General features: G+C 74.5%; 12 protein-coding genes. 6 read left to right on the plus strand and 6 right to left on the minus strand.

Annotated features, from left to right (window positions below; all coding sequences use genetic code 11):
• The first annotated feature begins 116 nt into the window (after positions 1-116).
• The 3 genes from ACZ5XZ_RS24520 (at position 117) to ACZ5XZ_RS24530 (ending at position 2,604) form a co-directional block, all read left to right on the plus strand.
• Positions 117-941, plus strand: coding sequence for a helix-turn-helix transcriptional regulator (locus tag ACZ5XZ_RS24520; protein WP_468981483.1), 825 nt, complete (start codon positions 117-119; stop codon positions 939-941).
• Positions 942-1,046: 105 nt separating this feature from the next.
• Positions 1,047-2,192 carry a GDSL-type esterase/lipase family protein gene (locus tag ACZ5XZ_RS24525; RefSeq protein WP_468981547.1) on the plus strand — a complete coding sequence of 382 codons (1,146 nt, stop codon included), beginning with the start codon at positions 1,047-1,049 and terminating at the stop codon, positions 2,190-2,192.
• A 136-nt stretch (positions 2,193-2,328) separates the two neighbouring features.
• Positions 2,329-2,604 carry a hypothetical protein gene (locus tag ACZ5XZ_RS24530; RefSeq protein WP_468981485.1) on the plus strand — a complete coding sequence of 92 codons (276 nt, stop codon included), beginning with the start codon at positions 2,329-2,331 and terminating at the stop codon, positions 2,602-2,604.
• A gap of 79 nt (positions 2,605-2,683) precedes the next feature.
• Here the strand turns inward: ACZ5XZ_RS24530 and ACZ5XZ_RS24535 are convergent, their stop codons facing one another.
• Together ACZ5XZ_RS24535 and ACZ5XZ_RS24540 are read right to left on the minus strand one after the other, a co-directional pair.
• Complete coding sequence (locus ACZ5XZ_RS24535) at positions 2,684-3,988, minus strand: AI-2E family transporter (protein ID WP_468981487.1); 1,305 nt, start codon at positions 3,986-3,988, stop codon at positions 2,684-2,686.
• Between the two features lie 189 nt (positions 3,989-4,177).
• Complete coding sequence (locus ACZ5XZ_RS24540; RefSeq protein WP_384434446.1) at positions 4,178-4,372, minus strand: DUF3046 domain-containing protein; 195 nt, start codon at positions 4,370-4,372, stop codon at positions 4,178-4,180.
• A 78-nt stretch (positions 4,373-4,450) separates the two neighbouring features.
• Here ACZ5XZ_RS24540 and ACZ5XZ_RS24545 point away from each other — a divergent pair, with 78 nt between their 5' ends.
• On the plus strand, positions 4,451-5,374 hold the full coding sequence (locus ACZ5XZ_RS24545; RefSeq protein WP_468981489.1) for a hypothetical protein: 924 nt from the start codon (positions 4,451-4,453) through the stop codon (positions 5,372-5,374).
• Between the two features lie 75 nt (positions 5,375-5,449).
• Here the strand turns inward: ACZ5XZ_RS24545 and ACZ5XZ_RS24550 are convergent, their stop codons facing one another.
• The 3 genes from ACZ5XZ_RS24550 to ACZ5XZ_RS24560 all read right to left on the minus strand — a co-directional run bounded on the left by ACZ5XZ_RS24550 (position 5,450) and on the right by ACZ5XZ_RS24560 (position 7,568).
• On the minus strand, positions 5,450-5,758 hold the full coding sequence (locus tag ACZ5XZ_RS24550; RefSeq protein WP_468981491.1) for an AzlD domain-containing protein: 309 nt from the start codon (positions 5,756-5,758) through the stop codon (positions 5,450-5,452).
• Positions 5,755-6,585, minus strand: coding sequence for an AzlC family ABC transporter permease (locus ACZ5XZ_RS24555; RefSeq protein WP_468981494.1), 831 nt, complete (start codon positions 6,583-6,585; stop codon positions 5,755-5,757). Before ACZ5XZ_RS24555 ends, ACZ5XZ_RS24550 begins: the two co-directional genes overlap by 4 nt.
• 98 nt (positions 6,586-6,683) lie before the next feature.
• Complete coding sequence (locus ACZ5XZ_RS24560; protein ID WP_468981496.1) at positions 6,684-7,568, minus strand: AraC family transcriptional regulator; 885 nt, start codon at positions 7,566-7,568, stop codon at positions 6,684-6,686.
• Positions 7,569-7,704: 136 nt separating this feature from the next.
• Here ACZ5XZ_RS24560 and ACZ5XZ_RS24565 point away from each other — a divergent pair, with 136 nt between their 5' ends.
• Complete coding sequence (locus ACZ5XZ_RS24565; protein ID WP_468981498.1) at positions 7,705-12,483, plus strand: Lhr family helicase; 4,779 nt, start codon at positions 7,705-7,707, stop codon at positions 12,481-12,483.
• Positions 12,484-12,550: 67 nt separating this feature from the next.
• The gene (locus ACZ5XZ_RS24570) at positions 12,551-13,369 is read left to right on the plus strand and encodes an Fpg/Nei family DNA glycosylase (RefSeq protein WP_468981500.1); all 819 of its coding nucleotides are present in this window, start codon (positions 12,551-12,553) and stop codon (positions 13,367-13,369) included.
• 97 nt (positions 13,370-13,466) lie between these two features.
• On the opposite strand, the gene ACZ5XZ_RS24575 is transcribed toward ACZ5XZ_RS24570, so the two are convergent.
• On the minus strand, positions 13,467-13,745 hold the full coding sequence (locus ACZ5XZ_RS24575) for a hypothetical protein (RefSeq protein ID WP_468981502.1): 279 nt from the start codon (positions 13,743-13,745) through the stop codon (positions 13,467-13,469).
• Positions 13,746-13,850 lie beyond the last annotated feature (105 nt).

The following is a 13,850-nucleotide window of genomic DNA, read 5'->3' on the forward strand; positions in this document are numbered from 1 at the left end:
ACCTACCGAGGTCATCGGTGAGCGCTGAACCCCACTCGGGATCCAGATCCAAGTGTGTGGGGGCTTTAGCCTGGTATCCAGAGCGTGTTTATTCTGGAACCAGAGGTGCCATCACCGTGCAGACGCAGTCGAATCAGCGCCGTGAGCTGGGCGCCTTCCTTCGCAGCCGCAGAGAGCGGATCACCCCTGACCAGGTCGGACTGCCACAGACCGGCCGACGGCGGACCCCGGGCCTGCGCCGGGAAGAGCTCGCGCTGCTCGCCGGGATCAGCGCCACCTGGTACACGTACCTCGAGCAGGGCCGGGACATCCGCGCCTCGGACCAGGTGCTCGACGCCCTCGCCTCGGCGCTGCAGCTCGACCGGTACGAGCGCGGTCATCTCTTTCAGCTCGCCGGTCACGCGGCTGCGGCCGAGACCGAGGAACCCGAGCCGCTCGCCGCCGAGGTGGCAGCCGTCCCCCTCCTGCTCCAGCCGCATCCGGCCTACATCATCGGCGGCAACTACGACGTGCTCAGCTGCAACCGGGCGGCCGACGAGCTGTTCCCGCACCTCACCGCGGCGGCGGACCGGCCGGCGAACTTCGCGCGCTGGGTGTTCCTCGAACCTGCCGCCCGGGACGTCCTGGTCGACTGGGAGATCGAGGCACGCGGCCTGCTCGCCCGGCTCAGGACACTGACCGGACGCCACCCGGGCGACCCCCGGTACACCCGGCTGATCGACGAGCTGAAGGCGGGCAGCCCGGAAGTGCGTGCCTGGTGGCCGCAGTACGACGTGCAGGCCCGGCACGGCGGACGCAAACGGCTGCGGCGCCCGGGACGCGGGGTGGTCGACTTCGCTTACACCGCCTTCCACCTGGCCGAACAGCCAGAACAGACACTGGTGGTCTACTCCGACGACCGGGACTCGGCTGAGGGAGCCGCACACGGCCCACCGGCGTAATCCGAGCGGCACGGAATGCTGGTGTGCCAGGGTGGCGGTGGGGGAAGTCGCGGGTGCGCACCCGCATCCGGCCCTGGGAACGTCTGAGGAGCGGTGACGGTGGCGATGCGGGCGGTTCCCCTGGTGGGCGGGCCGGTGGAGATCCGGGGTGCGCTGGACCTGGAGAGCACGCAGGCGGGGGTGATGCCGCGCCGGCTGCCGGCGTGGACCAAGGAGCAGTACCAGGACCCGTCGGTCTACGGGGTGACCCTGATGCCCTCGGGGGTGCGGCTGGTGTTCCGCACCGATGCGCGGGAGCTCGAGTTCGAGGTGCTCACCTCCACGGGGCAGCTCGACACCGAACCCGGGCCCCGCCCGACGGGGATGCTGGAGCTGGTGGTGGACGGCGCCCCGGCGGGGCGACGGCAGGCACCGGTGGGCAATGTGCTGCGGATGGCGGGCCCCGGTGCCGCGCAGCGCCTGGTCCCGGGGAAGCCGGGGACCGTACGGTTCGCCGGGCTGCCGGCCGGCATGAAGAACGTCGAGCTGTGGCTGCCGCAGCAGACCCCCACGGAACTGGTGGCACTGCGCGCCGACGGCGAGGTGCTGGCACCGCTGCCGGACGGGCGGCGCCGCTGGGTGCACCACGGCAGCTCCATCAGCCACTGCCTCGAGGCCGACGGCCCGACCGGCACCTGGCCGGTGGTGGCGGCCGCGCTCGCAGGAGTGGAGGTGATCAACCTCAGCCAGGCGGGCAACGAGATGCTGGACCCCTATGTCGCCCGGACGATCCGCGATATGCCCGCCGACCTGATCAGTCTCAAGGTGGGCATCAACATCGTGGGCCTGGCCGCCTTCCGGCTGCGGACGTTCGGCCCGGCGGTGCACGGATTCCTGGACACGATCCGGGAGGGGCACCCGGACACCCCCCTGCTGGTGATGTCCCCGGTGAGCTGTCCGGCTCTGGAGGAGTCCCCCGGCCCGACCGCGATGGGTCCGGACGGGAGGATCACCGCCCTGGGCGACCCGGCCGATGTGGCCGGTGGGGCCTTGTCGCTGACGGTGGTCCGCGCCGAGCTGGCCCGGATCGTCGCGGCCCGGCAGGCCCGCGATCCCCGTCTCCACTATCTCGACGGACGCGAGCTGCTCGGCCCCGACGAGGCGGACGACCTGGCCGACGGCCTCCACCCCGGCGCCGCCGCATACCGCCGGATGGGCAAGCGCTTCGCCGCCCGCGCCTTCGCGGACGACGGCCCCTTCCGGCAGTCCTGAAAACCCGTGGGAGCCGCTCCCGGCTCGGGAACTTCGCGCCCCTCTGGGGCGCCGGACGGCGCCATAGGGAGCATCCGGTCGGTGGGACGCGGTGCGGTGGAGCACGCCCGGATTGCCGGACGTCTAGCGTGTGACCGTGAGGCTGGACGACGATCTGGACCGGCTGGGCCGGGACGAGCTGGCGGCCGAGGTGCGGAGGTTGCGTACGGGCATCCGTGCGCACCGGGACAGCTCGGGGCATGACCTGTGCTGGCACCACCCCCGGCTGTGGGGTCTGCTGCCGGAGGGCGTGGAACCGGAGGTGGCGGTGCCGCCGTGGCCGCGCTTCCTGCGCGGCTGCGTCCGCTACCGGGAGTCCCTGGACACCCAGCTGCCGAACGCCCCCCTCCACGACCGGGAGTACGACGGGTAGGACGCCGGCCCGCGCAGGCGCTCCGGCTCGCCCACGCCCTCCGGCCCGCGCCTGCCCTTCCGCCCTCAGGAGGGCGGCCTCAGCGACCGCTCCGGCCGTCCTGACCACCCTCGGTGGGGGTGGTCTCCGCGTCACCCCGGGCGACGGCCGTCGCCGGGGCCTCCTGCGAGGACGCGGGCGCCGCGTCGTACGGGGTGCGGCGGATACGGGCGAGGAGGCGGGCGCCGCGCCTGCGGCGGGTTCTGCCGTGGACCCGCAGGTCGTCGGGGACGTCGTAGCGCTTGACGTAGGCGCCGAGGAAGGCCTGCAGGGTCGCCGTCGCCGGGATGGCGATGAGCGCGCCCACCGCGCCCATCAGGGCCGTACCGGCGACGACCGATCCGAAGGCGACGGCGGGGTGGATGTCCACCGTCTTGGCGGTGATCCTCGGCTGCAGGAGGTAGTTCTCGAACTGCTGGTAGATCACGACGAAGCCGAAGACCCACAGGGCGTGCCAGGGATCGACGGTGAACGCGATCAGGATGGGCAGCGCACCCGCCAGATACGTGCCTATGGTCGGTATGAACTGGGAGACCAGGCCCACCCACATGCCCAGGGCGGGGGCGTACGGGACGCCCATCAGCTCCAGCAGGACATAGTGCGCGACGCCGGATATCAGCGCCATCAGACCTCGGGAGTAGAGGTAGCCGCCGGTCTTGGCCACGGCGATCTCCCAGGCGCGCAGCACCTCCGTCTGGCGGCGGGGCGGCAGCACCGAGCACAGGGCACGGCGCAGCCGGGGGCCGTCGGCGGCGAAGTAGAACGAGAACAGGGCCACCGTCAGGAGGTTGAACAGGCTGCCCAGCACCGTCGCGGAGACGGCCAGCACGTTGTTGGCACTGTCCTGGACGTACTTCTGCAGCCAGTCGGACCGCAGCAGGTTGTTCTGCACCTCGACCCGCGACAGGTGGGTGTGCAGGGTGCTGTTGATCCAGCTGATGACGGAGTCCAGATACTGCGGGAACTCCTCCACCATCGTGGCTATCTGGCCGGCGAGCATGGAGCCCAGGAGCGCGAAGAAGCCGGCCGCGGCGACCAGGATGCCCAGGAACACCAGCCCGGTCGCCAGCCCGCGCCGCATGCCGCGGGCCGCCATCCAGTCGACGGCCGGCTCGACGGCCAGCCCGAGGAAGAACGCGATCAGCACGTTCAGCAGCAGCGTGATCAGTTGGTGGAATCCCCAGATGGCGAGCTGGTAGCACCCCACGAGGGCGAGCGCGAGCACCATGGCGCGCGGCAGCCAGCGCGGCATCCGCGCATCGGGCCGCGACGCCTCGGGCGGCTCCGCACGCCGGTCCTCGGGCCGTGGAACGTCGTTGCTGGTGATCTCATCAGACACGGGCACGCAGCCAAGTGTCGCGTACGGCGCCGACAATCCCGGTTCTGGGCCGAGGCCGCGTCCGCGATGCCCGGCCTTCGGGGCATTCCCGTCGGGCCGGGGGGCGATGTGTCGGTGACGGCGGGGGGGTGCGTGACGGCGCAGCCGACGGCGCCCGGCGAGGCGGGCGAGGAGGCCGGAGCCCGGCCCGCCCGCTCAGCGCTTGTCGTGCGGTACGTCCATCACCGAGCAGACCACCCGCCACACCTCTTTGGCGCTCCAGCCCGCGTCCAGCGCCTCGTGGACGGTTCGGCCGCCGAGGCCGGACATCACATGATCGCGCGCGAAGGAGTCGGCGTAGCCCGCGCCGAAGTGATCCGCCATCCGCTGCCAGAAGACCGTCAACCGCATGCCTCCAGTATCCCGCCCTGGGAGGGCAGCAGTGCCCGAGCCGGTGCCACCGGGGGGTTTCGGCCCTACCGTCGGGCCATGGCCGAAAACGCAAGCCCCACCTCGACCCCTCTGGCGCGCGCCGAGCGCTTCGTCTGGCTGACCGCCCGGGTGCTGGAGCAGCGGCTCTTCGAGCACCACTTCCTCGGCGGCGGGGCGGACCCGGTCGAGACCGCGCTCGCCGCGTACCGCAATGACGACGACGGCTTCGGCCACGCCCTGGAGCCCGATCTGCGCGGCCCCGTCAGCCAGCCGCTGCACACCGCGCACGCCCTGAAGGTCCTCGATCAGATCGGGCGCTGCGACGGCCGCCAGGTGGAGCGGATCTGCCGCTATCTGACGAAGATCTCGACGCCGCAGGGCGCGCTGCCCGCGCTGGAGCCCTCGCTGCGGGGCTATCCGGCCGCGCCGTGGATCCCGGTGGTCGACGATCCGCCGAGCGCGCTGCTGGCCACCGGACCCGTGGTGGGGACGCTGCACCGCAACGAGGTGTGGCACGCCTGGCTGTTCCGGGCCACGGACTACTGCTGGGCGGCCGTGGAGTCCCTGAAGGAGACCCATCCGTACGAGGCGGAGGCGGCGGTGGCCTTCCTGGACGGTGCCCCGGACCGGCCGCGGGCCGCCGCGGCGGCCGAGCGGCTGGGCCGGCTGGTACGGGAGCAGGGCCTGGTGCTGCTGGACCCCGAGCGCGCCGCGGACGTCCCGGTGGCGCAGGGGTACGCCCCGGGGGAGCACCACCTCGCGTACGACTTCGCGGCGGCGCCCGACTCGCTGGCCCGCGGCTGGTTCACCGACGAGGAGATGGACCGGGCCCTGGACCACCTCGCCGCCCTCCAGGAGGAGGACGGCGGCTGGCCGGTCAACTGGCGGGTGTGGGCCCCGGGGACGGCGCTGGAGGGCCGCCCGATGGTGACGCTCAAGGCGCTGCTGACCCTGCGGGCCTACGGGCGGCCCCTCGGCTGAGCGCCCGCCCGCAGGTGCCGGGCCGTCGGTGGGGGCCGCCGGGCATCGGCCCGCCCCCGAAAAGTCCCGCCGCGCTCACCCGGTCAGTGCCCGTACTCCGGCGGTGACGACCACGGCGACGCCGACGACCAGCAGGAACGGCGCCCGAAGGACGAGCGCGACGGCCGCGGCGGCCACGCCCGCGGCCTTGGCGTCGAGTATCAGGTACCGGCCGTCGCTGAAGGTCTGCTGGGCCGTGAGCGCGGCCAGCAGGGCCACCGGCAGCAGTGCGGCCAGCCGCTTGACGAGCGGGCGCTCCAGTACGCCGGCCGGCGCCGACAGGCCGAGGTACTTGACCAGGTAGCAGCCGACGGCGGTGAGGGCGATCGCGATCCAGACGCTCATGCCCGGTCCTCCTCGGTGGTGGTGTCGGTGGGCGCGCCGCCGTTGTGGCGCGCGGCGGTGCCGGCCCGGCCGGTGCCCGGCCCCCGCGTCGCGCTCGCCCGCTCGCGGCGCCCCTGCACGGCGAGGACGGCGGGTGCGGCCAGCGCCGCGAGCAGGACCGGGACGCCGGTGGGCAGCAGCGGCAGCGTCACCATGAGCACCACCACGGCCAGCCCGGCCGCGGCCCGCTCGACGGCGGTCTTGAGCATCGGTGCGAGGAGCGCCAGGAAGACCGCGGGCCCGGCCGCGTCCAGGCCCCAGGCGTCGGTGTCGCCGAGCGCCTCGGCGCCCAGCGCGCCGGCGAAGGTGGTGAGGTTCCACAGGGCGTAGAGGCTCAGCCCGGTGACGGTGAAGCCCAGCCGGGCGCTGCGGCGGTCGGGCTGGGCCAGGGTGACCGCGGAGGTCTCGTCGATGACCCAGTGGGCGGCGAAGGGTCTGACGCCTGCCCGGTAGCCGAGGACGGTGGACAGCCGCAGACCGTAGAACGCGTTGCGGGTCCCCAGGAAGAAGGCGCCGGCCGCGGCGGTGAACGGGTTGCCGCCCGCGGCGAGCGCGCCCACCAGGGCGAACTGCGAGGCGCCGGTGAACACCAGCAGGCTGAGCGCGCACGTCTGCAGCAGGCTGAGGCCGGCTCCGGCCGAGGTCACTCCGAAGGCGAATCCGGAGAGTCCGACGGCGATACCGACGCCGAGGGCGTCCCTGACGACGGCGGAGTCGGGCTTCGCGGTGGCCGCCGGCCCCGGCGGCGCGGTGGGGCCCGCGGGGCGTATCTCTGTCTGTTCTGGCACGCCTGGGACCTTAGGAGTGCGCGCCCTCGGTGGTCTTGTACGTTCTTGCGGCCCGGGAGCGCACCCAGGGTCTGTCCGATGGGCCCAGGGCCTGGGGCCTAGGCCGACCGCTCCCTGCGGTACGCGCCGGGCGGCACCCCGACGATGCGGGTGAAGTGCCGGTTCAGATGCGGCTGATCGCTGAAGCCGACCTCGACGGCGGTCTGCGCGGGGGTGTGGCCCTCCTCCAGGAGCCTGCGGGCGCGGCGCACCCGGGCATCGGTGAGCCAGGTGTGCGGGGGCATCCCGTACGCGCCTTTGAAGGCCCGCAGCAGCGCGAACGGGCTGGTGCCGAGCTCCTGCGCCAGCTGCTCCAGGGAGGGCGGGTCGGCCATCCGCTCCTCCAGGAGGGCCCGGGCCAGGTCGGCGGTCCGTGCGCCCGCGCTGCGTGGCGTACGAGCCGGGAGCGGGCCTCCGTAGCGGCGCAGCAGCCGGGCGACGGCGATCCGCAGCAGGCTGTCGGCGGCGAGCGCGTTGCCCGCCTCGGCGGCCCCGTGGACCTCGGTGATCATGCGGCCGAGGTGCGGGTCCTCGGCGGTGGTCCGGGTGAATCCGGCGGTGCCGCGCAGCGCCGTGGTCTCCTCGGCTATCTCGGCGACGACCTCGGGCGACGGGTAGAGGGTGGCGTAGGCCCAGCCCTCGGGCGCGCCGGCCCGCGCGGTGTGCGCGACCTCCGGGTTGATCATCACTATCCCGCCGTGGCCGGCCCGGACGGTGCCCTGCTGGAGCCCGACCTCCTCGATGCCGGAGGTGACCGCGCAGACGACGTAGCCGTCGTGGGCGTGGCGGGGGAAGGAGTGCCGGACGTAGCGGGCGCGCAGCAGGTCCAGGCCGGGCAGCCCGGCGTACCGCCAGTGGCGCGCCCACTCCCCGCGCGCCCGCGGCGTGGCGTCCGTGCCGGGGCCGCCGCCGGTCGCCGCACCGTCCCCGCTGCCCGTGACCATGCCCCCATTCTGAAGGGTCCGGAAGGCTCCCGACCTGGGCGTCCACAGCGTGGACGGGTGTCGCGGGCCCCGTCGGGGGCGGCCGGCGGCCCTCGCGGCGACCGCGTTGTCAGTGGCGCGGTGCACGATGGGGGACATGGCCAAGGCAGCGCTCGACTCGTTCTCTCCCGCGACCCGTGGATGGTTCGCCGGGGCGTTCAGCGCGCCCACCGCCGCGCAGGAGGGTGCCTGGCGGGCGATCGGCGCGGGCTCGGACGTCCTGGTGGTGGCGCCGACGGGATCCGGCAAGACCCTCGCCGCCTTCCTCGCGTCGCTGGACGCGCTGGCGAGCGCTCCCCCGCCCGCCGAGCCCAAGAAGCGCTGCCGGGTGCTGTACGTCTCCCCGCTGAAGGCGCTGGCCGTGGACGTCGAGCGCAATCTGCGCAGTCCCTTGACGGGAATCCGGCAGGAGTCGGTCCGGCTCGGGCTGCCGGAGCCCGACATCAAGGTCGGCATCCGCTCGGGGGACACGCCGCCCGCGGAGCGCCGGTCGATCGCCAACCGCCCGCCGGACATCCTCATCACGACCCCCGAGTCGCTGTTCCTGATGCTGACGTCCTCGGCCCGGGAGGCACTGGCGGGCGTCGAGACGGTGATCGTGGACGAGGTGCACGCGGTCGCCGGCACGAAGCGCGGCGCGCATCTCGCGCTGTCCCTGGAGCGGCTGGACGAGCTGCTCGACCGTCCCGCGCGCCGGATCGGGCTGTCGGCGACGGTGCGTCCGGTGGAGGAGGTGGCCCGCTATCTGTCCCCCCGGCGCCGGGTGGAGATCGTCCAGCCGCCGTCCGGGAAGCGCTTCGACCTGTCGGTGGTCGTCCCGGTGGAGGACATGGGCGAGCTGGGCGGCTCACCGGTCCAGGAGGGCGACACCGGCGAGAAGCCCTCCATCTGGCCGCAGGTCGAGGAGAGGATCGCCGATCTCGTCCAGGCCCATCGCTCCACGATCGTCTTCGCCAACTCCCGCCGTCTGGCGGAGCGGTTGTGCAACCGCCTGAACGAGATCGCCTACGAGCGCGCCACGGGCGAGGCCCTGCCCGAGCACCACTCCCCGGCGGAGCTGATGGCCGAGTCCGGTGCCGCCAAGGGGGCGCCTCCGCTGCTGGCCCGCGCGCACCACGGCTCGGTGTCCAAGGAGCAACGTGCCCAGGTGGAGGAGGACTTGAAGGCGGGCCGGCTGCCGGCCGTGGTCGCCACCTCAAGTCTGGAGCTGGGCATCGACATGGGCGCGGTCGATCTGGTCGTCCAGGTCGAGTCGCCGCCGTCGGTCGCCTCCGGGCTGCAGCGGGTCGGCCGGGCCGGGCATCAGGTCGGCGCGGTCTCGACGGGCATCGTCTTCCCCAAGTACCGCGGCGACCTGGTGCAGGCGGCCGTGGTGACCGAACGGATGCGCTCGGGCGCCATCGAGGCGCTGCGGGTGCCCGCCAATCCGCTGGACGTGCTCGCCCAGCAGCTCGTCGCCATGGCCGCGATGGACACCTGGGACGTCGAGGAGCTGCTGACCGTCGTCCGGCGGGCCGCCCCCTTCGCGGCGCTCCCGGAGTCGGCGTTCACGGCCGTGTTGGACATGCTCGCCGGCCGCTATCCCTCGGACGCCTTCGCCGAGCTGCGGCCGCGCCTGGTGTGGGACCGCGTCGCGCAGACGGTCACGGGCCGTCCCGGGGCCCAGCGCCTGGCCGTCACGTCCGGCGGCACGATCCCCGACCGCGGCCTGTTCGGCGTGTTCCTCGCCGGCGGCGACTCCGGCAAGGGCGGTGGCGGGCGACGGGTGGGAGAGCTGGACGAGGAGATGGTCTACGAGTCCCGTGTCGGCGATGTCTTCACCCTCGGCACGACGTCCTGGCGCATCGAGGACATCACCCGCGACCGGGTGCTGGTCACCCCCGCCCCGGGAGTCCCCGGCCGGCTGCCGTTCTGGAAGGGCGACCAGCTGGGCCGCCCCCTGGAACTGGGCCGTGCGCTGGGCGCGTTCCTCAGGGAGATCGGCTCGCTCGGCCCGGAGGACGCCGGGGCCCGGCTGTCCGCCGCCGGGTTGGACGCCTGGGCGGTGTCCAATGTGCTGGGTTATCTCGCCGAGCAGAAGCAGGCCTGCGGCCATGTCCCCGACGACCGCACGATCGTCGTCGAGCGGTTCCGCGACGAGCTCGGCGATTGGCGGGTGGTCATCCACTCCCCCTTCGGCGCGCAGGTCCACGCCCCCTGGGCGCTGGCCCTCGGCGCCCGCCTCGCCGAGCGCTACGGCATGGACGCCCAGGTGATGCACGCCGACGACGGCATCGTGCTGCGGCTGCCGGACGCCGACCTGATGGGCCTCGACCTCCTCGACGGGGACGGCGGCTTCGACCTGTCGGCCGACCCGGGCCTGGTGGCCCGCGGCGCGGAGTACGACCCGGAGCAGTCCCCCGTGGGGGCCGCCGACGTCGCCTTCGACCACGGCGAGGTCGATCAGCTCGTCACGGACCAGGTGGGCGGGTCCGCGCTGTTCGCCGCCCGGTTCCGCGAATGCGCCGCCCGTGCCCTGCTGCTGCCGCGGCGCAGCCCCGGCAAGCGCACACCGTTGTGGCAGCAGCGCCAGCGCGCCGCCCAGCTGCTCCAGGTGGCCAGCGAGTTCGGGTCCTTCCCCATCGTGCTGGAAGCCGTCCGCGAATGCCTCCAGGACGTCTTCGACGTGCCGGGCCTGACGGAGCTGATGGGCGACATCGAGGCCCGCCGGGTCCGCCTGGTGGAGGTCACCACCCCCGAGCCGTCCCCGTTCGCCCGCTCCCTGCTGTTCGGCTATGTCGCGCAGTTCCTGTACGAGGGCGACTCCCCGCTCGCCGAGCGCCGCGCCGCCGCGCTGTCGCTGGATTCCCGGCTGCTCGCCGAGCTGCTGGGCCAGGCCGAGCTGCGCGAGCTGCTGGACGCGGAGGTGCTGGCCGAGCTGGAGCGCGAGCTGCAGTGGCGGACGGAGGACCGGCGCGTCAAGGACGTCGAGGGCGTCGCCGACGTGCTGCGGCTGCTGGGTCCGCTGACGGACGCCGAGCTGGCCGAGCGCGGCGCGGATCCGGCGTGGACCAGGGAACTGGCCGCCGCCCGCCGCGCCATCGCGGTGCGGATCGCCGGCGCCGACCACTGGGCCGCCGTCGAGGACGCCGGCCGGCTGCGCGACGCGCTGGGTACGGCGCTGCCGGTCGGCGTCCCGGAGTCGTTCACCGAACCGGTCAAGGACCCGCTCGGCGATCTGCTGTCCCGCTACGCCCGTACGCACGGCCCGTTCACCTCCGAGCAGGCGGCTGCCCGCTTCGGCCTCGGCACGGCCGTCACCGACGGCGCGCTGCACCGCCTCGCGGCCGCCGGCCGGGTCGTCCAGGGGGAGTTCCACCCCGCGGGCATCGGCCAGGAGTGGTGCGACGCGCAGGTGCTGCGCAGGCTGCGCCGCCGCTCGCTCGCCGCGCTGCGCGAGGAGCTCGAACCGGTGCCGCCCGCCGCGCTCGCCGCCTTCCTCCCCCAGTGGCAGCACGTCGGCGCCCCCCGCCCGGCGCCGCCCGCCGGGCATCCGGCGCCGACCGCCGGCGCGTCGTACGGCCTGCGCGGTATCGACGGCCTGGTGCGCGCCATCGAGCAGCTGCAGGGCGCGCCGGTGCCGGCCTCCGCCCTGGAGAAGCTGGTGCTGCCGTCCCGCGTCGGCGGCTACACCCCCGCCCTGCTGGACGAACTCACCGCCACCGGCGAGGTGTTGTGGGCCGGCGCCGGCGCGCTCCCCGGCAAGGACGGCTGGCTCTCCCTCCATCTGGCCGACTCCGCCCCGCTGCTGCTTCCACCGCCCCTCCCCCTGGAACTGACCGCCCTGCACGAGTCGTTGCTCGCCGCCCTCGCCCCGGGGTACGGCCTGTTCTTCCGCCAGCTCGCCGACCAGGTCCGGGCCACCACCCACCCCGATGCCACCGACCCCCAACTGGCCGACGCCCTGTGGGATCTGGCCTGGTCGGGTCGGCTGACCAACGACACCCTCGCCCCGATGCGCGCCCTGCTGGGCTCGGGCCGCACGGCCGGCTCGACCGCCCACCGCGCCCGGCGGGCCGTCCCCCGCGGCAGATACGGGTCGCTGACCGCGGCGGCGGGCCGCGGCCGCCCCACCGCCTCCCGCTCCGGCCCGCCGACCGTGGGCGGCCGCTGGTCGCTGCTGCCGGCCCCGGAGGCGGACCCCACCCACCGCGCCCACGCCCTGGCGCGTACGCTCCTGGACCGGCACGGCATCGTCACCCGCGGGGCGGTGGCCGCCGAGGGGGTGGAGGGCGGCTTCTCCGCGGCGTACCGCGTGCTGGCCGCGTTCGAGGAGTCCGGTCAGGCCCGTCGCGGCTATGTCGTCGAAGGGCTGGGCGCCGCCCAGTTCGCGATGGACGGCGCGGTGGACCGGCTGCGCGCGGTGAGCAACCAGCGGGAGCGTACGGGCGACGTCGAGGATGCGCTGCCGGGCAGCGGCCGCGGGCGGTCCGGAGGCGGCCCGCAGCGCGCCGTCGTCCTGGCCGCCGCCGATCCGGCCAACGCCTACGGTGCCGCCCTGCCCTGGCCCGACCCGCCGGAGGGCTCGACCCACAAGCCCGGCCGCAAGGCGGGCTCCCTGGTCGTCCTGGTCGACGGTGAGCTGACGCTGTACATGGAGCGCGGCGGCAAGACCCTGCTCCTGTGGCCGCTCGGCCATGACCCGGCCCAGGCGTCCACCGATCCGCGCCTCCGGCTCGCGGTCGAGGCGCTCACGGACGCCGCCCGGGCCGGCGCGGTGGGCACCCTCACCACCGAACGCATCAACGGCACCGCGGCGCTCACCTCCCCCTTCGCCACCACCCTGGAGTCGGCCGGCTTCCATCCGACCCCCCGGGGGCTGCGGCTGCGGGGCTGACGACGGCAGCGGCCGCCCGGTCGCCGCATGGCCGCCCGGCGCCGCCGGCTCCCGGCATGATGGTGGCATGCCCGAAGGCGACACGGTCTGGCGCTTGGCGCAGCGGCTCCACGAAGCGCTGGCCGGCCACCCGCTGACCCGGTGCGACCTGCGCGTTCCCCGGCTGGCGACGGTGGACCTCACCGGCCGCGAGGTGCTGGCGGTGGTCTCCCGCGGCAAGCATCTCCTCACCCGTTTCGGGGGCGGTCTGACCCTGCACTCCCATCTGCGGATGGACGGCGCCTGGAAGATCTACGGCCCCGAGGAGCGCTGGCGCGGCGGCCCGGCCCACCAGATCAGGGCGATCCTCGGCACCGCGGAGCACACCGCCGTCGGCTACCGCCTCCCCGTCCTCGATCTGCTGCCCACCGCCGAGGAGCCCCGGGTCGTCGGCCATCTGGGGCCCGACCTCCTCGGCCCCGACTGGGACCCCGCCGAGGCACTGCGCCGGCTGCTCGCCGCCCCGGAGCGGCCGCTCGGCGAGGCCCTGCTCGACCAGCGCAATCTGGCCGGGATCGGCAATGTCTACAAGTCCGAGCTGTGCTTCGTCCTGCGGGCCTCCCCCTGGCTCCCCATCGGCGAGCTGCCCGCCCCTGAGCGGGCGCCCGCGCTCGCCAGGAAGCTCTTGGAAGCCAACAGACGGCGCCCGGCCCGCACCACCACCCCCAGCGCGCGCCCCGACCGTCGGCTGTGGGTCTACGGCCGGGCCGGCCGCCCCTGCCTGCGCTGCGGCACGACCGTGCGCACCACCGGCCAGGAACCCGCCACGGAAGAACGCGTCACCTACTGGTGCCCCGCCTGCCAGCCGGACCCGCCGGGCGGCGACCTGCCCACCCCCGCCCCCTGACCCACATCTCCGCCCCCACTGATGGACGCTCCGTCAGGTTTCTCCGTGAGGTCTCTCCATCAGATCCCCCCTGCCCTGGTCAGCGACGCCTCACCGTTTACGACCGCCCAGATCCCCCGTCCGAACGGCGGCGTCGCGATGCCCGGGTGAACACCGCCCGGACCCCGAGGACCCCACGACCCACGACGCTCCGGCATATGCCCTCGCGCCGCCCCGTCCACGGGACGCAGTGCACCGGCAGCAGGCTCAGCCCCCAGCCGCCCAGCGTCACGGCCCCCTCGACCACCCCCGCCGACTGCGGCCACACCGCCAGCCGGACCACCGCCCACCACCACAGCCCCCCGACGAGGGCCCCGGATATCCAGCGCCCCGGCACGGGCCGCGGCCGCGGGGGGGGGGGGGGGGGGGGGGGGGGGGGGGGGGGGGGGGGGGGGGGGGGGGGGGGGAGGAGGGTGGGGGGGGGGTGTGTGTGGCTGGGGAG

The organism is Streptomyces sp. NPDC033270 (genome assembly GCF_055576575.1).